Origin of the sequence: Marinospirillum insulare DSM 21763, from assembly GCF_000686905.1 — a bacterium.
In the GTDB taxonomy this organism is placed as follows: Bacteria; Pseudomonadota; Gammaproteobacteria; order Pseudomonadales; family Halomonadaceae; genus Marinospirillum; species Marinospirillum insulare.
Map to the genome: position 1 here is coordinate 51,066 of NZ_JMLW01000009.1, position 21,586 is coordinate 72,651.

The window sequence follows — 21,586 nt, forward strand, 5'->3', positions numbered from 1 at the left end:
TAATTAATGGCTTCACTGAGCGGGCATAAAGCACGTAAGCGTTTTGGACAAAACTTTTTACACGATACCGGCATAATTCGCAAAATTGTGCGCTCCATTGCACCCTCGGCTAAAGACCACCTAGTAGAAATTGGCCCAGGCATGGGCGCAATCACTGAACTACTACTAGAAGAAAATGGCCAGTTAGACGTTATAGAGCTAGACAGAGACTTGATTCCTGGTTTAAGGGTTAAGTTTTTTAATTATCCAGAATTTACTATTCATGAAGCCGATGCCTTAAAGTTTGATTTTGCTCAGCTACGCAAAACCGATGAAAAGCTTCGTATTGTGGGTAACCTTCCCTACAACATTTCTACGCCACTTATTTTCCATCTGCTTTCTTTTCAAGGCTTAGTGCAAGACATGCACTTTATGCTGCAAAAAGAAGTAGTTGAGCGTTTAGCTGCAAAGCCAGGCACGGGAGAATGGGGTAGGTTAAGTGTCATGGCACAGTACTACTGTGATATAGAGAAGCTGTTTTTAGTGCCCCCCGAATGCTTTAAGCCTCAGCCTAAAGTAGAGTCAGCCATAGTGCGCATGACTCCCAAGCAGCAACCCACTTTTAAAGCCTTAGATGAAGCAGTGTTAGCTGATACCTTACGTTTAGCCTTTGCTCAACGGCGTAAAACCCTACGTAATAACATGAAAGGCTATGTGACGGGTGAGCAGTTAGAGGCGTTAGAATTAGACCCGCAGCGCCGCCCAGAAACCTTAAATTTAGAAGAGTTTGTTAGGCTGGCAAACTTTCGAGCTGAATAAGTATGGCAACCTACGCAATAGGCGATATTCAAGGTTGCTATCAAAGCTTCAAACGCCTTCTAAAAGAAATTAACTTTAAGCCTTCACGCGATACCCTTTGGTTAGCAGGTGACCTGGTTAATCGGGGTAAGGGTTCGTTAGATGTTTTACGCTATGTGATTGACCTAGGTAAAGCAAGTAAGCAGGTGCTTGGCAACCATGACTTTCATTTGCTTGCCGCTGCAGAGGGCCTACGTAAGCTTCGCAATTCAGATACGCTAGAAGAAGTCATTAAAGCCCCCGATGCCAAAGCACTGATCGACTGGTTAAGCCAGCAGCCACTTCTGCATTACGATAAACACCTGGGTTATGTTATGACCCATGCTGGTATTCCCCCTATCTGGAAGTTAAAAAAAGCTCAAATGCTCGCTGCAGAAATTGAAAAGCTTTTATCATCTAAAGCGCGTAAAGAATTTTTAGAAAATCTATTTGGCAATGAGCCGCTTTGTTGGTCTGATGACCTAGAGGGTGAAGATCGCCACCGTTCTATTGTTAATTACTTTACCCGAATGCGTTTTTGCCAAGCCGATGGCAGCCTAGACTTTACCAGCAAAAATGACGTAGCTAGCGCACCCAAAGGTTATGCACCCTGGTTTAGCTACCCAAGCAAGGTGACTAAAGACACTGAAATTATTTTTGGTCACTGGGCAGCCTTAGAAGGCCATACAGGGGTAAAGTCCATTCATGCTTTAGATACTGGCTGTGTATGGGGAAACCACCTTACCGCCATGCGTTTAGAAGACCGCAAAAAGTTTAAAGTGGCAGCAGTTAAGCAAGACCTTATATAATGCAGAATCTTAAAAATTTAAACCTAGGTAAACTAAATGACTACTAGCACTATGAACGCTCAGCAGGCTTGTGAGCTGTTAAAAGAAGGTAAGCTAAAGGTAGTGGATATACGCGACCCACACAGTTACAGCACTGGCCGAATTAAAACAGCTGAGCGTTTAGACAATAGTAATTTGCAAGAATTTATAAATAATAATGCTAAAGACCAGCCAGTATTGGTATGTTGTTATCACGGTATGGCCAGCCAAGGTGCAACCGATTTTTTAAAAGCCCAAGGTTTTACAGAGGTTTACAGTCTGGATGGCGGCTTCGAGTTTTGGAAGGTTTGCCACCCAGAACACTGTGAATAATGATTTATTTTTTTACCAAGCTATGACCAAATCACCCTGCTGAATATTGACCATTTCTGGCAGGGTAACTAGCTTACCCCTTGAAAAATTAGGCTGCACCCTTTCTAAGCTTAAGGTTAGGTCAACAGGCACTAGCTCTGTGAAAGACCGCTGAGTGTTGTCGTAAAAAGTATTTAAACGGAAAACGCTTAAAGTATCACCCGGTTTTAAACCAGCATCAGAGCCAGTATCTATATAAAGGTGCTTATTATCGGTGCGAGTAATACGTGCCATAAAGGGCTGACAGCCAATTTGCACATTTAAGTCACTCACCATCTGTTCAATGAGTAGGTCAACTTTTTCACCATAGTCAGTTTTCCAAAAACGTGGATTAGCAAAGCCAATTTTTTCAGTGCGGTTTTCTGTCCAATTACCTTGGGTAGCATAACTGCGGCTAGTAACGAGTTCGCCACTAAAGCCATCGTGAATGAACAAGTCAACTTTAAGTGCACGCGCAAAACGCTCACCTTTATAACGAGTGCGCTCATACAAACCCTCAAACACACCCCTTTCACCTGCCAGTTCAGGATTAATTAAATCCATACTACGAATAACACCCGTTAATACATATTGGCTACCAATACGGGTGGCGGTATCTACTGCAGTAGTGAGTGAGCCGCGGTCGTTAACCGAAGTAGGAATACTGCTGACCTGGTTATACATTTGAAAGCTGGTTGCATCTAAGGCACGTAATTTATCTTGGCCTTGCATACGCTGCAAAATTTCTTTGGGGAGAGCTTCGCTGGCGTTGTGTAAAGCACCCATATTAGCGGACTGAGGTCTTTCCATATAGAAGTTACTAATCGCTAGGCTACGCTTATAACCATTAGCATAATTTCCACCCTCACAGCTGCCACTGCTTTCAACCAAGGCTCTAATGGTTAAAAGCAGCAAACCATTTTTAACTTCTTCTTTAAGCACTTCCATTTGGCTGATACTGCTTTGCGTATCGATAGAAAGTTGGTCGGTATGCAGTTCACCTTGGCTCATAGCCTGATAGCCATTCACCTGTAAAGCACCTTGGAAGCTTGCTTGCCTAAGCGCATCACGAATAGCCGCACGGCGAGCTTGTACTAAATCTTGGTGGCCGATAACCGAAGTGCCCGTTGCTTCAACCCATTGGGCAGTAGCAGGGAAAGAAAAGAAAAAAAACAAAGTAAAGATGAGGGCTTTATACATGAAATTAGGTCCATTAAAGCAAAAACGGGAAGTATCAGATTGATACTTCCCGAGCTAATTGTCTAGTTAGATTTAGCTTTTTTAGTCGGCATTAATTTAAGTGGTAGCGTGCTCTAGGCTGATTTTGTGAAATAGGTAGACGCTGGCTAGGGTGTTCACCATGAATAGTGTACTTAGCACAGCTAGGATCTGCAGCCATAGATTCGCTTCTTAACATGCAGTGTTGAAAGCGCGGCTCTAAAACCAGCTCCATCAGTGTTTCATAAGAACCATTGCCCAGATCACGAGTAGAAACCACCTTGGCACCCCTAACTAGGTTGTCGACATAGCCGCGAATGTGATCATCACGCGTTGCTAAGTTCTGTACCGTGGTGTTACCTTGAATGCGTGTACCATAAACACGCTCAGCCATGCTGCGGTAAGCATCTAGCTTAGAAGCACGCATTGCCATTAAATTACGTTGGTTAGGGGTTGTTTGCACATCAGTTTTGCCGTGTGTACCGTAACCATTTACGCGAAGTACAACAGGATCAAAACTGCCCATATCAAGAACTCGAACCTCTTTTTCTGTTACTGGTTCTTCAGCTTCATCTTTGGAGGCACAGCCTAGGATTAGTGTAAGACCTAAAAGCATTAGGCCTGTTAAAAGGGTTTTGTTTATCATGCTGACTCCCAAGTCCATATTTTGTTGGTATCAAGTTAACTAACTTTAACCTATATTCGACAGAAACAGTAATTGTTTTAGCTAAATTGAGATGTATCTATGCAAGTATACCTAGTTGGCGGTGCAGTGCGTGATGAATTATTAAATTTATTTGTAAAAGATCGTGACTGGGTTGTAGTGGGTGCTACGCCTGAGCAAATGGAAAAACAAGGTTTTCGCCCTGTGGGTAAAGATTTTCCGGTATTTTTACACCCGCAAACCCATGAAGAATATGCGCTAGCTAGAACCGAACGAAAAGATGGAAAAGGCTATAAAGGTTTCACGGTCATTGCCAGTCCTGAAGTTACCCTAGAAGAAGACTTGTTGCGCCGAGATTTAACCATTAATGCTATCGCTAAAGATTCAACAGGTCAGTTAATAGACCCTTACAAAGGGCAGGAAGATTTAAATAATAAGCTACTTAGAGCCGTTTCAGATGCTTTTAATGAAGATCCGCTCAGAGTATTACGTACAGCCCGTTTTGCGGCTCGTTTTGCTTATTTAGGTTTTAAGGTGGAAGCAGGCACGCTTGAAAAAATGTGCCAAATAACTGCCAGTGGCGAGTTAGGTTACCTTACGGCTGAGAGAGTTTGGGTAGAAGTTGAAAAAGCCTTAACCGCTCAAACACCCTCAGTGTTTTATAAACTTTTGGCTAAAGTGGGTGCAGTAGAAAAACTTTGGCCAGTCTTAGCTAAGCAGCTAACTAATAACCCTGATTGTTTAAATTGGCTAGATAAAGCTGCACAGCAAGCCTTTAGTTTACCGAAGCGTTTTGCTTTATTGGGTTGGGGTGCAAAGCCAGTATTTTTAGAAGAATTGGTCGAGCACCTTAGCTTGCCTAAAGAATACCAAAAGCATTTAAAAGCTTTGTTATTTATGCAAAGTGAACCTGGTTTAACCAGTTTAAAAGCTGAAGAGATTATGCAGCTGTTTGATCGGCTAGATGCTTGGCGACAACCCGAGCTATTTAATGCAGTAGTCGAGCTGATGGAATTAACCCAAGCAACCCACCAGGCTGAACTATTAAAAAATAGTTTACAACTCGCTAGAAGCATTAGTGCTAAAGATTTAGTAGCCCAGGGTATTAAAGGGCCGGAAGTAGGCGTAGAGCTAGCCAAACTACGCCTGAAAAAAATAAGAGAGCTAGTTAATAATGCTAACCAATAGCTAGTAGTTAAAAGTTAGCAGTTTAGTTCAACAGGCTTAAGGACTTGTTCAGGGTGAGCATGCTCTTGCCATAGTTCTAAATAAGTTTGTGCGTAGCCTGTAGGTTTTTGGTTGGGTGCTAGCTCGGCCAGGGGTAGTAGTACAAAGTCATGTTTAAGTAAGTCTGGGTAGGGAAGCTGCACACCATCCACCTCGCCACTGGCTTCGTCCCAACTAATAATGTCTAAGTCTAAAGCGCGTACATAAATGCTTTGGTCTGCTGGCATCAGGTATTTTTCATTACCTTCAATACGCTTAAGCAGTTTATTTAATTCACCTGGTTTTAAACAAGTATAAAAACCAGCAACCAAGTTATAAAAAGGTGCACAGCTTTTTGCTTTAATTCCAACTGGTTGGGTTTCATACACTTGGCTAATGCTTAAATCCCCAAACTCAGTTTGCAAGGCCTGTAAGGCACGGCTAATTTGATAATCACGCTCGTGGTTGCTGCCCAAACTAACCCAGCAGTAAACAGGTGTCATAAAGTAGGCTCTTGGCGTTGGCGAGTAATTTTAACACCAACACTGGCAGCAGCAGGCACAGCACTAGGTTTGCGTAAGGTAAGGCTAACCTGTTGAGTATTAAAGTTATGTAGAAGCTGACTAGCTATTTTTTCAGCGAGGGTTTCAATTAAATCGTGGTGCTGAGACTGAGCTAAATTAATAACGAGCTCACTAACAGCTGCATAGTTAAGGGCTAAGTTTAAATCATCACTCGCAGCCGCTGGGCGAGTATCTGTGCTGAGTTCTAGGTCTAGCACCAGCTTTTGCTCAAACTGTTTTTCCCAATCAAATACACCGATACTAGCTAAAAAGCTTAACCCTTCAATAAATACCGTATCTTCAAACTTACTTGTTGCCTTATGCATTAGCCCAACCCCTGTAGTTCGGTTAATGGCCAGCGAGGTCTTAAAGGAGCAGGAGTAGCGCCATCGCTCTGACCTGAAGCTAAGCGTTGTGCACCGGCAAAAGCAATCATTGCGCCATTGTCGGTACAGTAGGCTAAAGAAGGATAAAAAACCTGACCACCCATGCCTTTTAAGTTCTTTTCTAACTGTTCGCGCAAATGTTGGTTAGCGCTGACACCACCAGCAATGACTAAACGCTTCATGCCAGTTTGTTTTAAAGCCCGTTTACACTTAATAACCAGCGTATCGACTACGGCATCCTGAAAAGCCCAAGCCACATCGGCCAAGGTTTGCTCGTCTAAAGGTGCTTCTTCTTTTAAACGGTTAACACAGGTGAGGGTGGCAGTTTTTAAACCACTAAAGCTAAAATCTAAACCAGGGCGATCAGTCATGGGGCGAGGAAAACGAAAGCGGCCCTGAGTGCCTTGTTCGGCTAGCTTGGCTAAACGTGGTCCACCCGGATAACCCAAGCCCATCATTTTAGCGGTTTTATCAAAAGCTTCACCGGCAGCATCGTCTAAAGACTCGCCGAGTAATTCATATTCACCAAGGGCATCCACACGAATCAGCTGGGTGTGTCCACCTGAAACTAAAAGTGCAACAAAAGGAAACTCAGGGGGTGTTTGGTCTAATAAAGGTGCGAGTAAATGGCCTTCCATGTGATGCACACCCAAAGCAGGAATATCTAAAGCAAAGGCTAAGCTACGCGCCAAGCTTGCGCCGGTCATTAATGCACCAATTAGCCCAGGGCCAGCTGTATAAGCTACGCCTTCAAGGTCTTCGAGTGATAAGTCGGATTCAGCAAAAACCTGCCTAATTAAAGGGGTTAGTTTGCGCAAGTGGTCGCGAGAAGCTAATTCAGGAACTACACCACCGTACTGCTCGTGTAGCTCAACCTGGCTAAAGAGTGCATCGGCAATTAAGCCACGTTCAGTATCGTAAAGCGCTACGCCTGTTTCATCGCAGGAGGTTTCAATGCCCAGCACCAACATAACCTAACCCTAGTTTCAAAATTTGGGCGGCTAGTATAAAGGAAGTGTATAAATATTTGCACCGTGAAGCACAAAGAGGTAGAATTTTTCGCTTGTAGTATTCCTAAAACCTATGTAGTTAACCTTCTTAAGGACGGTGATTTTAATGCCTGTAATTAAAGTCAAAGACAATGAGCCGTTTGACGTCGCACTGCGTCGTTTCAAGCGTTCTTGCGAAAAAGCTGGTGTTCTAGCTGATGTACGTCGTCGTGAATTTTACGAAAAGCCCACAGCTGAGCGCAAGCGCAAGAAAGCAGCAGCGGTTAAGCGCCATCAGAAAAAACTTCAGCGTGAACAGCGTCGTTTTGAGCGGATGTATTAATACACCGTTAAAAATCGCTTAGTAGTTATGGAGTTGTCTTGACCAAGGCATCCCCTAAACGAGTCTTAAATTATTTGATTTAAGGCTCGTTTTTAGTTTCAGCTCTAAGAGCAGTAAGTTTTTAAATTGAGGTGCTAATGAGCGGCCGCATCCCCCAGGCATTTATAGATGACCTAGTTGCTCGCAGCGATGTGGCAGATGTTGTTGGTGCGCGTATTAACCTCAAAAAAACGGGCAAAAACTACTCAGCCCTTTGTCCCTTTCATAACGAAAAATCCCCTTCTTTTAGTATTAACCCAGATAAACAGTTTTATTACTGCTTTGGTTGTGGTGCCAGTGGCAATGCACTCACTTTTTTAATGGAATACGATAACCTAGAATTTGTTGAAGCAGTAGAAACACTGGCAAGAAGTCAGGGCGTGCAAGTACCAAGAGAAGACTTTCGTGGAAACCAAAAATCTAGCCAAGCCCACCAAGAGCAAAAAAAACAAACAGATCAACGCTTAGCCTGTATGGAAGCGGCCAAAAACTATTACCAGCAAGTCATGCGTCAAGGTGAAGGCAAGCTAGGTTTAGATTACTTCAACCAGCAGCGTGGTTTAAGTGATGAGCTGCTTAATAACTACGCACTAGGCGTAGCACCCGAAGGTTGGGAAGGTTTAAAAAAACACCTCAACCAAGCAGGCTTTAGCGAAGCACTACAAATTGAACTCGGTTTGCTAGTAAAAAAAGAAGACACAGGTCGAGTTTATGACCGATTTCGTAACCGAGTTGTTTTCCCAATTCGCAATACTAAAGGTCATACGGTAGGTTTTGGTGGGCGAGTTTTAGATGACAGCAAACCCAAATATTTAAATTCACCCGAAACCCCGCTCTTTCATAAAAGTGAAGAGCTTTATGGTTTATACGAAGCCAGAAAACAACCGGGTAGATTAGACAGGCTGCTAGTAGTAGAAGGTTATATGGATGTGGTCGCCCTAGCTCAGCAAGGCATTCATTGGGCCGTTGCTACCCTAGGTACCGCAGCCAGTGAAGAACACCTTAAAAGAATTTTTCGCCTAGTTAACGAAGTGGTTTTTTGCTTCGATGGCGACGCAGCCGGTACCCAAGCGGCAGCGCGAGCCATGCAAACCTTGTTGCCCCTGATTAATGATGGTCGCCATGCCCGCTTTTTATTTTTACCTGCTGGCGAAGACCCAGACACCCTAGTACGCAAAGAAGGGGCAGGTTTATTTGAGCAACGTGTAAACCAAGCCATGCCTTTAGCAGAGTACCTAGTTAGCTACCTGCGCCAAGATTTAGACTTAAACCTATTAGATGACCAGGCACGCATGGCGCAGGCCGCAAGGCCGCTTATACAAAACCTAGCCGATGGTTTATTAAAACGTAGACTAGTTTCACACCTGCAAAGCTTAACAGGCTTGACTAGCGAAGATTTGCAAGCCGAACACTTGCCGATTAAACAGCAGACTTATCAACCAATAAAAGAAAAAGTAATCACAGAAAATACTAGCCGAACCTTGCCAGCTGAAGAAAAGCTACTACGCTTATTGGTACGTTATCCAGACCTAATAAGCCAAGTACCAGAAAAGCTAGAAATAGAAACACAACGCAATGCATCGGCAGAAGTTTTGCACAGCCTACTTGAATACCTGCGCAAGAGTCCGCATATAACAACACAAGTACTCATGGCTTATTGGTCAGGAACCAACGAAGGTGAAGCCTATTTGCAACGTGCCAGGCTAGCACTAGAATTAAACCGTGAAACCGCAGCCGAAGAAATACAGGCGATTTCACACTATTTAATAAACCGTAAAGCAGAAGAGCAAGTTGAAGCGCGTTACAGCGACTTACTGGGACAGCCTGAATCGTCCCAGTTACCAGCGGCAGAGATGCAAGAACTCTGGAAGCTAGTACAACAAAAGCATCTTAAATCAGAAGATAAATAGACGGTCGAACGCGAAACTGCTATAATTTCGCGCCTAACTTAAGGCAGGCTGTAATATTCAATGGTCTGCCTTTTTATATCCATATTTCTTGCACAGCTGAGATAGGGGTTCTATGTCCGGGAAAGCGCAGCAGCAATCTCGATTGAAAGAATTGATCGCCCGTGGTAAAGAGCAGGGTTACCTGACTTACACGGAAGTTAATGATCATTTGCCGGAAGAAATTTCTGATCCGGATCAAGTCGAAGATATAATTCGTATGATCAACGATATGGGTATTCCTGTCAGTGAGGAAGCCCCGGACATGGAAACTTTGCTCATGACCGACGGTGATTCAACCGACGAGTCAGCAGCCGAAGAAGCCGTGGCCGCACTAGCCGCTGTAGAAGGTGATGCAGGTCGCACCACCGACCCAGTGCGCATGTATATGCGTGAAATGGGTGCAGTAGAGCTACTCACCCGTGAAGGCGAAATTGTTATAGCTAAACGAATCGAAGAAGGTATTCGTGAAGTTATGCACGCCCTCGCTTATGTGCCAGGCACAGTTGAAAGTATTCTTGAAGCCTATGACGTGGTTGCAGCAGCCGAAAATGGCCGCTTAACTGATGTTTTTGCAGGCTTTATAGACCCAGTCGATGATATACCTCCACCAGGTCCTGCACCTACGCCAGCTCCAAAGCCTAAAGCCGCCGCCAAAGATGATGACGACGAAGATGCTGAAGAGGGCGAGGAGGAAGAGGAAGAAGAAGCAACCGTTAGTGGACCAGACCCAGAAGAATCACGGATTCGTTTTGGTGCATTAAGGGATCAGCTAGTTAAAGCTCGCAAAGCAATAGACAAGCATGGCTTTGCACATGAGAAAACCCAAACAGAGCTTAATAAACTAGGTGAGCATTTTGCACCCTTCAAGCTAGCTAACAAGCACTATGAGCGCGTGGTTAGCAATGCCAGAGGTGCAGTTGCCGATATTCGTAATCAAGAACGTCAAATTATGCGTTTTTGTGTTGGTAAAGCAAAAATGCCCCGTGCTGATTTTATTGCCACTTTTCCAGGCAATGAAACCAACAGCCAATGGGTTGATGACGTTATTGCCAAAGATGACACCATCGGCAAAAAAGTACGCTCCTACAGCCTAGACATTAAGCGTTGCCAGCGACGCATTAAAGCACACGAAGAAGCCTTTAACCTGAGTGTTGCAGAGTTAAAAGAAATTAACCGCCGTTTATCTATAGGTGAAGCGAAAAGTCGCCGCGCCAAAAAAGAAATGGTGGAAGCTAACCTACGCTTGGTTATTTCGATTGCTAAAAAATACACCAACCGTGGCTTACAGTTCTTAGACCTTATTCAAGAAGGCAATATCGGCCTAATGAAAGCGGTTGATAAGTTTGAATTCCGCCGTGGTTATAAGTTTTCTACCTATGCAACCTGGTGGATACGTCAAGCTATTACACGCTCGATTGCCGACCAAGCGCGTACTATTCGTATTCCTGTACACATGATTGAAACCATTAATAAAATCAACCGTGTACAACGTCAAATGCTACAAGAAATGGGACGCGAACCAACACCAGAAGAGTTGGGTGAACGCCTTGAAATGCCAGAAGACAAGGTGCGCAAAGTACTCAAAATTGCCAAAGAGCCCATTTCGATGGAAACGCCCATTGGTGATGATGAAGATTCACATTTAGGTGACTTTATCGAGGATACTAACCAAGAATCCCCGATAGACTCAGCAACTGAAGAAGGCTTAATAGAAGCCACTCGTTCAGTTCTGTCAGGTCTAACCGCCCGTGAATCTAAAGTGCTGCGTATGCGTTTTGGTATTGATATGAACGCCGACCACACGCTAGAAGAAGTAGGCAAACAGTTTGATGTAACGCGAGAGCGCATTCGTCAAATAGAAGCCAAGGCATTGCGTAAGCTACGCCATCCTTCACGTTGCGATTCGCTACGTTCTTTCCTAGACGAGTAGAAAAGGCGAATAGCTAAAATAATTATCAGAAGGTCTTGATTCATCAGGGCTTTCTGGTATTATTCACACCGTTTTAGGGCCTTTAGCTCAGTTGGTTAGAGCGCGCGACTCATAATCGCTCGGTCGCTGGTTCGAGTCCAGCAAGGCCCACCAAAAATTTAAGAAGTAAGAAACTAAAAAGCACCCTTAGGGGTGCTTTTTTGCGTTTATAAAGGCGGCCATTGCCTAGCGGTGTGTACGATATTTAAAAGCCATACCTGTTTATCGACAATTTCATACACTGCCATATAGTTGTTATGAATCACCAATTCAAAGGTATTCGCTAATCTTCCTTCTCTGCCAGCTCTTGGGTGGTCTTCAAGCATTGCTATTTTGCTAGATATTAAATTATCAATATCTAAGGCTGCTAAGGGATTTTTTGCTTCAAGGTAATCAAAAATTGCGATACGGTCGCTGATAGCCTCGGGTGTCCACAGTAGCTCTATCATTTAGCTAGTGTAATTGTAGCTGCACGTTTAGCAGCAAAAGCTGCCTCAACATCAGTATTAGAAGTCAGCTTACCTGCTTTTGCTGAGGAACGAGATTGCTCTATCTTTTTCATAAGCCAAGTATCGTACTCCAAGCTTTGTTCCTGTTGAGCTACGTAATTTCGCATAAAATCGCGCAAGAGTTGAGCGGCGGAACGATCCTGAAATTTAGCAAGCTGAGAAAACTCTGTTTTTAAAGCATCATCGACTCTAAAAGTAAAAGTAGCGTTACTCATAATATTACCTCAATGTGTTACAAGTTAAGTATATAGTAGCACAAAGAAAGGTAGTCACCAGCAGAACTTGTTCTAAACAACTAGACACGCTTAAGTTAGAATACACACCTTAAGGCTTCAGGTCGTCTTTAAAGCGCTGTATCTGTTGCATTCCTTGGTGTAGTAAAGAAACTATACCGATCTTGTTATTAGCACCTTGCTCATGCTGGTTGCTTATTACGGTTAATAATGTCCGAAGCTGTCAGGCTGTGATAGGAAGACTCAGGCGCATCAAAGGCCAGTTTCAATTCAGCTTTTAAGGCTTCAAAGCTTAAAGATTCTACTCGCTCTTTATCGCGTCGAATGAGGTCGCGAATGTATTCACTTACATTATCGTAGCTACCTTGTTCGCCAGTGTTGGCTGCTACAAAGTTACTCAGCTGTCCTTTAATACGTACAGTAATAGTAGTTGCTTGCGTCATTGGCTTAATCCTCTTGTTTAGCATGTATTAAATATAGCCAATAAACACTAGAAAACCAATACAAGCGTTAGCAAGCGTCTAAAACATCCGTGTTTTATCTGTGTTATCTGTGGCTAGCTTTTATTTACTTGCCTTGTTTTTTCTTCTGCGCGGCTAATAGTAAATCACCTAGTGTATTCCCCGTAACCGCTTGCTGCTGTTTGGCTGCTTGTTTGTTATGGGTGGCGGCTTGTCGCGTACCTCTAGCATTACTAGCACCGGCTGTGCTGTTGTTTTCTCCCGGCTGGTCACTCATGCGGCAACTTAGAGCAATGCGGCGGCGTTCTACGTCTATTTCCATCACCTTAACTTTTATAATATCGCCCGCTTTTACTACGTCTCTTGGGTCTTTAATAAAAGTGTCGGCTAGAGCCGAAATATGCACTAGGCCATCTTGGTGTACGCCGATATCCACAAAAGCACCAAAGTTAGCCACGTTGGTCACTACACCTTCTAACACCATGCCTGGTTTTAAATCTTTTATATCTTCTACACCTTCTAAAAACTCTGCGGCTTTAAATTCTGGACGAGGGTCACGGCCTGGTTTGTCTAGCTCTTTTAGAATATCGGTAACCGTGGGCAAGCCAAAGCGTTCATCGGTATAGTCCGCAGCATTTAAGCTTTTTAAAAAGCTAGTATCACCTATTAAGCTAGCTACATCACGCTGGTTAGCCTTAGCAATTTTTTCAACCAGTGGGTAGGCTTCTGGGTGAACAGCAGAAGCATCTAAAGGATTTTTAGCATCACGAATACGCAAGAAACCCGCACACTGCTCGTAGGCTTTAGGGCCAAGGCGTTTAACATCTAATAACTGGCGGCGGCTAGTAAAAGCACCTTGCTCATCACGCAGGGCAACAATGTTTTCTGCTAAGCCAGTGCTTAAACCTGAAGTACGCGCTAACAAGGGTGCTGAGGCCATGTTTAAGTCAACACCCACACCGTTTACACAGTCTTCGACAACGGCATCAAGCGAGCGGGCTAATTGCACTTGGGAAACATCATGCTGATACTGGCCCACACCTATGGATTTAGGCTCAATTTTCACTAGCTCTGCTAAAGGGTCTTGCAAACGACGACCGATAGAAACCGCGCCCCGAATAGTTACGTCTAAATCTGGAAACTCACGTGCTGCAAACTCAGAAGCCGAATAAATGGATGCACCGGCTTCGTTAACCATCACCTTGCTAGCCTTGGCTCCGCTAGCTAGCAACTCACCAACTAGCTTGTCGGTTTCACGGCTGGCAGTGCCATTACCTATAGCAATTAGTTCAACCTGATGTTTTTGGCACAAGGCTGCCAACACGGCTAAAGACTCACGCCATTGGTTTTTAGGTTGATGCGGGTAAATAGTAGCGTGATCAAGCAGCTTGCCCGTGGCATCGACAACCGCCACTTTACAGCCAGTTCTGATACCTGGATCAAGCGCTAGGGTGGTTTTAGGCCCAGCAGGGGCAGCTAACAAAACATCTTTTAAATTATCTGCAAAGACTTGAATGGCTGCTTCTTCAGCTAGCTCACGCAAACGGGTTAAGAGTTCAGTTTCTAGGCGAGTGTAAAGTTTAACTTTCCAAGTCCAACGCACCACTTCGTTTAGCCACTTGTCCGCAGCACGTCCAGTATCTTTTACACCAAAGCGTTCAGCAATCACCGATTCATAAGGATGCGAAAGCAATGCTTCTTCGCCAGCTAGTTTTATGCTTAGGGATAAAAAGCCTTCATTACGACCACGGAACATAGCTAAAGCACGGTGTGAAGGGGTTTTGGCGAGTTTTTCATCCTGTTCAAAATAATCGCGGAATTTAGCACCGGCATCTTCTTGCCCTTTAATCACTCGACTGCTTAACAAGCCATCTTGCCAAAAAGCATCACGTAAACGCCCAGACAGTTCAGGCTCTTCAGAAAACCTTTCCATAAGAATTTGTTTTGCGCCATCTAACACGGCTTTTTCATCGGCAAAACCAGCCTCGGTATTGATATAGGCGGTGGCTTGGGTTTCAGGTGTTAGTTTAGGGTTTTCTAGTAGAGCATCGGCTAGGGGTTCGATACCCGCTTCACGGGCAATTTGTGCTTTAGTACGGCGCTTAGGTTTGTAAGGTAGGTATAAATCTTCTAAACGCTGCTTGGTATCGGCCAATAAAAGTTGTTCTTTTAACTCATCGGTTAGTTTACCTTGCTCTTCTACAGAAGCCACAATAGCCGTTCGGCGTTCTTCTAATTCACGCAAATAACGCAAACGCTCGTCTAGGTTACGTAATTGCGTATCATCTAAAGCCCCCGTGGCCTCTTTACGGTAACGTGAAATAAACGGCACGCTTGCGCCTTCATCTAACAAAGCAACCGTGGCGGCTACTTGCGCCTCACGTACATTTAATTCAGAGGCAAGGCGTTGGGCAATAGAAGGCAGCATAGGATTTCCTAAGATGAAAAAACAAAAGCAGTAAGTTATAACAGAGAGCTGGATAAATCAACAGGAGGGGAGGACGAAAGGTGATTAGCTGCTTTTAATACAAGGCTTAGCGTGAAAACTGACCTTTGGTAGTGCCATAAGCATTAACTGCTTTACGGCCTTGCTGGTTATCTACTCTTTGTTGATGAAGGTCATAACGAACACTGATGGCTTTTTCAATTAATTGATCGTTCAGTGCTTCTAATTGAGAAAACTGATTTTTCAGTTGCTCTACTTCTTCTTCCGTCCAGTCATAATCAAAGGTTTGATTAACAAGTTGTTCACGAACTAGCGTTAATTTATCGACTTTCTCTAATTGTGTGCCAGCCTCTATATCACTAAAGGAATCGAGCTCAGTAAGTAATAGCTCACTAGCTTTTACTGCTTGCTCAAGCGCTTCACTAGGCTTTAAATCATTAATTGGTTGGCTGGTCATGTTTTACTTGCCTCATCGGGTAACTGGTTAGCAAGAGCTTGCTGATGTTTTGCAAGCTCTTCACGAAATTGACGTGCTTCGTCAGCAATAGTTTCCCAAGCTTCTTTAATAGGTGTAAGTAAATTAATGGCTTCAAAAATAGGAGCATCAGAATTACTAGCTTTGGCTTGGCTAATTAAACGACCAGAATACTCATAGAGATTATCTAAGTTGGCAGCTAATTCAGGTTCAATATCATGGCGCAAAGTTATTCGTAACTCATTTAAACCAGCTTGTGCTTTGCCTAACCATTTGTTTTTTGACGTATCATCTTTACGGTCAATGGCACTGATTCCATCATTTAAGTGAGAAAGAATAGCAGTGTATAAAAGCTGGGTAAGTTTGTGAGCATCTGCATCTTCTATTTCAGCTTCTAGGTGACGGTTGTTGTTCACCTGAGAAGCCCAAGCCTGAGCAGATTTTTTCATTTGGTAAGGTGTTAAGCGACGAACCATAAGAGTGCCTTTGCAAAATATTTAAACGCAAAATTCTGGTGCCAGCCAAAGCCAGCACCAGATAGAAGCTAAGGCTAATTACAACAGACCCAGAATAACCTGTCCAGCTTGGTTAGCCTGAGACAAGGAAGCAACCCCAGCCTGTTGTAAAACCTGTTGTTTGGCTAGGTTAGATGTTTCTGTTGCAAAGTCAGCATCTTGAATTCGGCTGCGAGCAGCAGAAAGGTTTTCTGCATAGATGTTGTTGCCTGAAATCACTGCCTCAAAGCGGTTCATTACCGCACCGAAGGTAGCACGCATTTCAGACACTTTATCAATAGCGTCACGTGTTAGAGTAATAGAGTTCATTGCTGCTGACTGCTTGGTGATATCAATAGTGCCTGTTGCACCAATACCACCAGTTAATATTAATTTAAGACCTGATGTGCCAGCTCCAGTCATTGCCTTTAGACCACCTGATAAAATACCAGCATTAATTTGTGAGGCAGATTCGTTGGTAAATCCTATTTGTAAAACCAAATCTTTCGCACCTGAATTCAATAAAGGCATACCATTAAATTCAGTGGTCTCAACTATTCTGGCAATTTCCATAGTTAGCTGGTTCACTTCTTTCTGTAAACCACCACGTGCTGCAGTATTGTAAGTGCCGTTGGAAGATTGAATAGCTAGTTCGTTAATGCGCTGTAGGTTGGCTGCAACCTGGTCTAAAGCACCTTCAGCTGTTTGTGCCATAGAAATACCATCACTAGCATTACGCGTAGCCATATTCAAACCACGAATATCTTTGGTTTGTGATTGAGCCAAGTATAAGCCTGCAGCGTCATCTTTGGCTGAGTTAATACGCAAGCCAGTTGATAAACGTTGAAAGGTAGTAGCTTGCTGGTTTTGTGTAGTAGCAAGATTACGGGAGGCATTCAGTGCCGCCATGTTGGTGTTAAGGACTAAACCCATTGTCCGACTCCTTTTTCAGGTAACGTCTTTGGCAAGTGCTTGCCGTGTAGTTCGGCAAACTCTTGCCGTTTTGACACATTAACTGGCAGAGCCAGCGTGCTACTTAATATATTGCAAACAGCGTGCCAAAAAGTTAAGACTGGCTGATTATTCAGTTTCTAAATTTTGAAAAGTTTTATCTGCTTCATCCTTAATAGCGTCCCAGCCTTCTTTCACGGGCTTCATTAGGTTAACCACTTCTTCAACCATAGCGGGGTCATCGGCTGATACAGCTTGCATCAAGCGGCGGCCCATATAGTCGTATAAGCTATTTAAAGTAATCGCCACCTCTTTTCCTTTTTCAAAGTCTAAAGAGGTTCTTAGTTCAGTAATAATGGCTAAGGCACGAGTAGACATCTGTGTTTTTGCAAGGGCATCTTCACGCTCAATAGCGCCTTTAGTTGCTGCTAAACGGCCTAGTAATACTTCCATTAAAATTTGAATAAGGCGGTGCGGGCTAGCATCTGCAACTTCTGCTTCGCGGCTGGTGCCCTGAATGTACTGTGCTGCACCTCGCAGGCTTTTTTTGTAAGACATTAAAGTCAATCTCCATAGATGTTTTAAACAAAAAAAAGGGTATCACAAAGGATACCCTAGTTTTAAATTGCAGTGAATCTACTTAGTGTAGCCAGGTAAACCAGCCATTTGTTGACTAATAAATGAGCCAGTAGAGTTAAATTTTGCAACGATACCATCAATTGCGCTAAACTGTTTTACCAGTCTTGCTTCTAACAGTTCAAGCCTAAGATTGGTTGAGTCTACTTTATCATTGATACGGTCAACTTCCTTACCCAAGCCTTCAGTACGAATTTGTACCAAGCCTTTGTAGGACTGACCATCTTGTACTCCACCACTAACTAAACGTGTTGCTAAGTCTGAAAAGCGTTCAGCATAGCCGCTAGGCTGTGTATCATCTAACTTTTTAGAAGAGCCTAAAATATGGGCAACTTTATCAAAGTTTTCATCTAAGGCTTTAGTTAAGGCAGCAGAATCAACTTCTAAAGTTCCATTACGTGAGCTAGGGTTTTTAGGGTCATAAGACTTATCAACAAAAACCTCTATGCCTATTAAGGCCAAAAAGTTCTTTTGTGTATCGTCAGCATCCTCACCTTCGGTTGGTGAATACAAGATATTACGCATTTCACCTTCGATAGAGCGAATAGTGCTATCACCATATAAAGAGCCTTTCTTAGCTTCATTTAAATGAATAATGACATCATTGTAAGCCTTAACAAAAGCTTCAATATTATCTTTAATGGCAGTGTCATCACGCTTAACTTCTAAGCCACCTACGCTTTCGCTCTGACCACTGGCACCCGCGGTTACATCAATAGTGACACCAGAGATAACATTTTCAAACCTATTGGTAGAGCTGGTTGCTTCAATGCCATCAATTTTGATACGGGCATCGAGGTTATTAGCTAAGTCTTCCTTATAAGCATCATAACCAGGATCACTTTCCGCAACTGGAGCAAGACCTTGAAATTCTCCTGAGCTTAAATCCGTATCTTTAGTAATAGTGGCATCGCTAAAGTTAGCAGTAAAACGCCCAGCTTCACCGCTTTCATCAGCATTAAGTACTAGGCGAGCGTGAGTTTCACTAGTATTTACTAGATTGGCTGAAACTTTGCCTTGTAAGCCTTCATGGCTATTAATGGCCGCACGAATTTCATCTAGGGTTTTGCCGTTGGTGTCTATAGTAATAGGATCATCATTAGAGTCTTTTAAGGGAGTAGTACCATCCTTCTCAAAAAAAGTTAGAGTTCCAGAGAAGGGGTCAGTTGTACTTAACTCACCTGAAACATGACGATAACTTCTAGCCTCGGCAAGTACTTCTATATTGTAGTTACCTGCAGTTGCACCAGCTACATGGTCAGCAGTTGCAGTAAATAGCTTGTCATTACTGCTATTAGCAGCCAATTGCTGAAACTTATCTAGCCCTTGCAGGTCTTTCATAGCATCGCCCATAGAGCTTAGGCGACTTTTAAGTTGAGCCATACCACTAATTTGTGATTCATAGAATTTTTTATCGTGTTCTAAACGCTTTAGTGGTGCTGCTTCAGCTTCGAGGGTTGCTTTAATAATATCATTGACGGGTAGGCCTGAACCAACACCCATAAAACTGATACCAGACATAATAAATACCTCTTAATTTATAATATTAAAACTAGGAAACTTGAGTTGAAAAAAAGTTAGTATCGCCAGCTAATAGCTTGGCTTTACGAGCTAGTACTTCTTCAGAGGGGTACTGGCGAATCACTTCATCGGTTTTGGTGTTAAAAACTTTGACTACTAAATCATCTGTATCTTCGTGTAGCTCAAACCTTAGTGAGCGGTTGTAGGAGTAAAGGGCACTATTGATTTCATCAAGAATATCTCTTAACTCACTAGCGCCTATACTGTCGGTTGTTTCTTCTTGTTTTTTTGCTAGGATTTCTTGGGATTCTTGCTCTAAAGTTTCAGATAATTGGCTAGGCGTTTTAGTTTCAGCTTGGCTAACTTCACTTTTAATAGCAGGTTTGCTATCAGTTTCAGGCACAAGTGCTGTCGTTGTATTGTTTAAAGAAGAGCCGCTGCCAACAGGCCTGTCTGTGGTGACGGCAGGGTTCAGACTTAATAGCTCTGAGGACATGACGGTAACCTCTTATTGAATGGATTGCTTACAGTATAGTAATCGACCGTCTTTCCAACAACTTTAGTTTTTGGTTAAAATTTAAACAAAAAAATGCCGGGCTATACCCGGCATTTGTTAGGCTAGCGTGTAAGTTAAACTTACAGTAGGCCTAGTACCACCTGAGATGAAGCATTCGCTTGACCTAGTGCAGCAACACCCGCTTGCTGAAGTACTTGTTGCTTAGCAAGGTTAGAGGTTTCAACCGCAAAGTCAGCGTCCTGAACACGGCTACGAGCTGCTTGTAGGTTTTCAGAGTAAGTCTGGTTACCAGAGATAACGGTTTCAAAACGGTTCATAACCGCACCAAAGGTTGCACGAATTTCAGAGATGCCATCAATAGCAGCACGCGTAAGAGCAATAGAGGCTTGTGCAGACGCTTGTGATTCAATGCCGATAGATCCGCTTCGAAGCAAGCTATCAGTACCAGTTGTGATTGTACCAATAACTGTTTTAGCACTACCTGCCATCGACTTGGTTAAACCACCTGACAAACCAGCCTTTACTTGGAACCCAGAGCCATTTTGGTTACCTACCTGCATGGTTAGTGCTTTTGCAGAACCATTCAGTAGCTTTTGACCGTTAAACTCAGTGGTATCAACAATACGCGCAATTTCTTGCGTTAACTGGTCAACCTCCTTCTGCAAACCACCACGTGCTGCAGAGTTGTAAGTACCGTTAGCTGACTGAATGGCTAGCTCGTTAATACGCTGTAGGTTGCTAGTAATTTGATCTAGCGCACCTTCAGCCGTTTGTGCCATCGAAATACCGTCACCAGCATTACGGGTTGCCATGTTCAAGCCACGAATATCTTTGGTTTGAGACTGAGCAAGGTACAAGCCAGCTGCATCATCTTTAGCCGAGTTAATACGTAAGCCTGTAGAAAGGCGGTTAAAGGTTTGTGATTGAGCATCTTGCGTTTTAGCAAGGTTGCGAGCGCCATTAAGTGCGCCAACGTTGGTGTTAATTACTAAAGCCATGGTGAACTCCTTAAACTTAAAAAGTATGTCCGGGGACAATTACATTATCGGACGTATCACTAAAAACTTTAAACTTTTATTTAGAATATAAAAAAGCCGAGGTTTATCCTCGGCTTTCTTTTAAGGCTAGTGTGTAAGTTTAACTTACAGTAGGCCTAGTACTACCTGAGATGAGGCATTCGCTTGACCGAGTGCCGCAACACCCGCCTGCTGAAGTACTTGTTGCTTAGCAAGGTTAGAGGTTTCAACCGCAAAGTCAGCATCTTGAACACGACTACGTGCAGCTTGTAGGTTTTCAGAGTAAGTCTGGTTACCAGAGATTACTGCTTCAAAACGGTTCATAACCGCACCAAAGGTTGCGCGAATTTCAGAGATACCATCAATAGCATCACGAGTCGCTTCAATAGAGGCTTGAGCAGCAGTTTGTTTGCTAATATCAATAATCGAAGTACCAGCAAAGCCACTTTTCATTATGCTTCTTATCGTACCGCTTGCATTTTTTGCAAGGTTGTCAGCTAGACCACCCGACAAACCAGCTTGTACTTGGTAACCTGAACCATTTTGGTTACCTACCTGCATGGTCAATGCTTCTGCACCACTGTTAAGTAGTTTTTGGCCATTAAACTCCGTAGTCTCAACAATACGCGCAATTTCTTGCGTTAACTGGTCAACCTCTTTCTGCAAGCCGCCACGTGCTGCTGAGTTGTAAGTACCGTTAGCTGATTGAATGGCTAGCTCGTTAATACGCTGTAGGTTGCTAGTAATTTGATCTAGTGCACCTTCAGCCGTTTGTGCCATCGAAATACCGTCACCAGCATTGCGGGTTGCCATGTTCAAACCACGAATGTCTTTGGTTTGAGACTGGGCTAGGTACAAGCCAGCCGCATCATCTTTAGCTGAGTTAATACGTAAACCAGTTGATAGTCGGTTAAAGGTTTGTGATTGGGCGTCTTGTGTTTTAGCAAGGTTGCGAGCGCCATTGAGTGCGCCAACGTTGGTGTTAATTACTAAAGCCATGGTGAGTC

24 protein-coding genes and 1 tRNA gene are annotated in these 21,586 nt (G+C 43.5%); 8 read left to right on the top strand and 17 right to left on the bottom strand.

All coding sequences use genetic code 11. From position 1 onward, the window contains the following. The first annotated feature begins 6 nt into the window (after nucleotides 1-6). The 3 genes from rsmA to glpE are packed head-to-tail and all read left to right on the top strand — an operon-like array spanning nucleotide 7 to nucleotide 1,976. The gene (rsmA, locus tag BP27_RS0105040) at nucleotides 7-798 is read left to right on the top strand and encodes a 16S rRNA (adenine(1518)-N(6)/adenine(1519)-N(6))-dimethyltransferase RsmA (protein ID WP_027850621.1); all 792 of its coding nucleotides are present in this window, start codon (nucleotides 7-9) and stop codon (nucleotides 796-798) included. 2 nt (nucleotides 799-800) lie between these two features. Next, entirely contained in the window at nucleotides 801-1,625 is an 825-nt protein-coding gene (locus BP27_RS0105045; RefSeq protein ID WP_027850622.1) for a symmetrical bis(5'-nucleosyl)-tetraphosphatase, read from the top strand. Between the two features lie 36 nt (nucleotides 1,626-1,661). Then, complete coding sequence (gene glpE / locus BP27_RS0105050) at nucleotides 1,662-1,976, top strand: thiosulfate sulfurtransferase GlpE (protein ID WP_027850623.1); 315 nt, start codon at nucleotides 1,662-1,664, stop codon at nucleotides 1,974-1,976. Between the two features lie 12 nt (nucleotides 1,977-1,988). On the opposite strand, the gene BP27_RS0105055 is transcribed toward glpE, so the two are convergent. After that, nucleotides 1,989-3,194, bottom strand: a complete 1,206-nt coding sequence (locus BP27_RS0105055; RefSeq protein ID WP_027850624.1) for a flagella assembly protein FlgT — start codon at nucleotides 3,192-3,194, stop codon at nucleotides 1,989-1,991. A 91-nt stretch (nucleotides 3,195-3,285) separates the two neighbouring features. Continuing rightward, the gene (locus tag BP27_RS15295) at nucleotides 3,286-3,858 is read right to left on the bottom strand and encodes an LPP20 family lipoprotein (RefSeq protein ID WP_051610336.1); all 573 of its coding nucleotides are present in this window, start codon (nucleotides 3,856-3,858) and stop codon (nucleotides 3,286-3,288) included. A 99-nt stretch (nucleotides 3,859-3,957) separates the two neighbouring features. On the opposite strand from BP27_RS15295, the gene BP27_RS0105065 reads away from it, so the two are divergent. Beyond that, the gene (locus tag BP27_RS0105065; protein WP_027850625.1) at nucleotides 3,958-5,064 is read left to right on the top strand and encodes a tRNA nucleotidyltransferase/poly(A) polymerase-related protein; all 1,107 of its coding nucleotides are present in this window, start codon (nucleotides 3,958-3,960) and stop codon (nucleotides 5,062-5,064) included. Between the two features lie 14 nt (nucleotides 5,065-5,078). On the opposite strand, the gene folK is transcribed toward BP27_RS0105065, so the two are convergent. The 3 genes from folK to tsaD are packed head-to-tail and all read right to left on the bottom strand — an operon-like array spanning nucleotide 5,079 to nucleotide 7,002. Then, nucleotides 5,079-5,585: a 2-amino-4-hydroxy-6-hydroxymethyldihydropteridine diphosphokinase gene (gene folK / locus BP27_RS0105070; protein ID WP_027850626.1), complete on the bottom strand. Its 507-nt coding sequence runs from the start codon at nucleotides 5,583-5,585 to the stop codon at nucleotides 5,079-5,081. Continuing rightward, nucleotides 5,582-5,971: a dihydroneopterin aldolase gene (gene folB, locus BP27_RS0105075; RefSeq protein WP_036239436.1), complete on the bottom strand. Its 390-nt coding sequence runs from the start codon at nucleotides 5,969-5,971 to the stop codon at nucleotides 5,582-5,584. Before folB ends, folK begins: the two co-directional genes overlap by 4 nt. Continuing rightward, on the bottom strand, nucleotides 5,971-7,002 hold the full coding sequence (gene tsaD / locus BP27_RS0105080; protein WP_027850628.1) for a tRNA (adenosine(37)-N6)-threonylcarbamoyltransferase complex transferase subunit TsaD: 1,032 nt from the start codon (nucleotides 7,000-7,002) through the stop codon (nucleotides 5,971-5,973). Before tsaD ends, folB begins: the two co-directional genes overlap by 1 nt. 145 nt (nucleotides 7,003-7,147) lie before the next feature. Between tsaD and rpsU the strand changes: the two genes are divergently transcribed. From rpsU to BP27_RS0105100, 4 genes are all read left to right on the top strand, one after another. Beyond that, nucleotides 7,148-7,363 carry a 30S ribosomal protein S21 gene (rpsU, locus tag BP27_RS0105085; RefSeq protein ID WP_027849347.1) on the top strand — a complete coding sequence of 72 codons (216 nt, stop codon included), beginning with the start codon at nucleotides 7,148-7,150 and terminating at the stop codon, nucleotides 7,361-7,363. 137 nt (nucleotides 7,364-7,500) lie between these two features. Continuing rightward, nucleotides 7,501-9,312 carry a DNA primase gene (dnaG, locus tag BP27_RS0105090; protein ID WP_027850629.1) on the top strand — a complete coding sequence of 604 codons (1,812 nt, stop codon included), beginning with the start codon at nucleotides 7,501-7,503 and terminating at the stop codon, nucleotides 9,310-9,312. Nucleotides 9,313-9,424: 112 nt separating this feature from the next. Then, nucleotides 9,425-11,281, top strand: coding sequence for an RNA polymerase sigma factor RpoD (gene rpoD / locus BP27_RS0105095; protein ID WP_027850630.1), 1,857 nt, complete (start codon nucleotides 9,425-9,427; stop codon nucleotides 11,279-11,281). A gap of 76 nt (nucleotides 11,282-11,357) precedes the next feature. Next, a tRNA-Ile gene (locus BP27_RS0105100) sits at nucleotides 11,358-11,434 on the top strand. A gap of 53 nt (nucleotides 11,435-11,487) precedes the next feature. On the opposite strand, the gene BP27_RS0105105 is transcribed toward BP27_RS0105100, so the two are convergent. The 12 genes from BP27_RS0105105 to BP27_RS0105160 form a co-directional block, all read right to left on the bottom strand. Then, nucleotides 11,488-11,769: a type II toxin-antitoxin system RelE/ParE family toxin gene (locus BP27_RS0105105; RefSeq protein WP_245597810.1), complete on the bottom strand. Its 282-nt coding sequence runs from the start codon at nucleotides 11,767-11,769 to the stop codon at nucleotides 11,488-11,490. Then, the gene (locus BP27_RS0105110; protein ID WP_027850632.1) at nucleotides 11,766-12,044 is read right to left on the bottom strand and encodes a CopG family ribbon-helix-helix protein; all 279 of its coding nucleotides are present in this window, start codon (nucleotides 12,042-12,044) and stop codon (nucleotides 11,766-11,768) included. Before BP27_RS0105110 ends, BP27_RS0105105 begins: the two co-directional genes overlap by 4 nt. Nucleotides 12,045-12,244: 200 nt before the next feature. Beyond that, the gene (locus tag BP27_RS0105115) at nucleotides 12,245-12,505 is read right to left on the bottom strand and encodes a ribbon-helix-helix domain-containing protein (RefSeq protein WP_027850633.1); all 261 of its coding nucleotides are present in this window, start codon (nucleotides 12,503-12,505) and stop codon (nucleotides 12,245-12,247) included. Between the two features lie 124 nt (nucleotides 12,506-12,629). Then, nucleotides 12,630-14,951 (bottom strand): Tex family protein, encoded by a 2,322-nt coding sequence (locus BP27_RS0105120; RefSeq protein WP_027850634.1) that lies wholly within the window; start codon nucleotides 14,949-14,951, stop codon nucleotides 12,630-12,632. 106 nt (nucleotides 14,952-15,057) lie between these two features. Then, nucleotides 15,058-15,426, bottom strand: coding sequence for a hypothetical protein (locus tag BP27_RS0105125; RefSeq protein WP_027850635.1), 369 nt, complete (start codon nucleotides 15,424-15,426; stop codon nucleotides 15,058-15,060). Further along, a complete protein-coding gene (gene fliS, locus BP27_RS0105130) occupies nucleotides 15,423-15,920 on the bottom strand; it encodes a flagellar export chaperone FliS (protein WP_027850636.1) in 498 nt (165 codons plus the stop codon). The genes BP27_RS0105125 and fliS (BP27_RS0105130) overlap by 4 nt, the downstream gene beginning before the upstream one ends. A 78-nt stretch (nucleotides 15,921-15,998) precedes the next feature. Next, nucleotides 15,999-16,871: a flagellin N-terminal helical domain-containing protein gene (locus BP27_RS0105135; protein ID WP_027850637.1), complete on the bottom strand. Its 873-nt coding sequence runs from the start codon at nucleotides 16,869-16,871 to the stop codon at nucleotides 15,999-16,001. 147 nt (nucleotides 16,872-17,018) lie between these two features. After that, nucleotides 17,019-17,447 carry a flagellar export chaperone FliS gene (gene fliS / locus BP27_RS0105140; RefSeq protein ID WP_027850638.1) on the bottom strand — a complete coding sequence of 143 codons (429 nt, stop codon included), beginning with the start codon at nucleotides 17,445-17,447 and terminating at the stop codon, nucleotides 17,019-17,021. A 78-nt stretch (nucleotides 17,448-17,525) separates the two neighbouring features. Continuing rightward, the gene (gene fliD, locus BP27_RS0105145; RefSeq protein WP_027850639.1) at nucleotides 17,526-19,046 is read right to left on the bottom strand and encodes a flagellar filament capping protein FliD; all 1,521 of its coding nucleotides are present in this window, start codon (nucleotides 19,044-19,046) and stop codon (nucleotides 17,526-17,528) included. A gap of 31 nt (nucleotides 19,047-19,077) precedes the next feature. Further along, nucleotides 19,078-19,542, bottom strand: a complete 465-nt coding sequence (locus tag BP27_RS15300) for a flagellar protein FlaG (protein WP_036239438.1) — start codon at nucleotides 19,540-19,542, stop codon at nucleotides 19,078-19,080. Between the two features lie 140 nt (nucleotides 19,543-19,682). Further along, entirely contained in the window at nucleotides 19,683-20,561 is an 879-nt protein-coding gene (locus BP27_RS0105155; protein ID WP_027850640.1) for a flagellin N-terminal helical domain-containing protein, read from the bottom strand. A gap of 144 nt (nucleotides 20,562-20,705) precedes the next feature. Continuing rightward, the gene (locus BP27_RS0105160; protein ID WP_027850641.1) at nucleotides 20,706-21,578 is read right to left on the bottom strand and encodes a flagellin N-terminal helical domain-containing protein; all 873 of its coding nucleotides are present in this window, start codon (nucleotides 21,576-21,578) and stop codon (nucleotides 20,706-20,708) included. Between the last annotated feature and the right edge of the window lie 8 nt (nucleotides 21,579-21,586).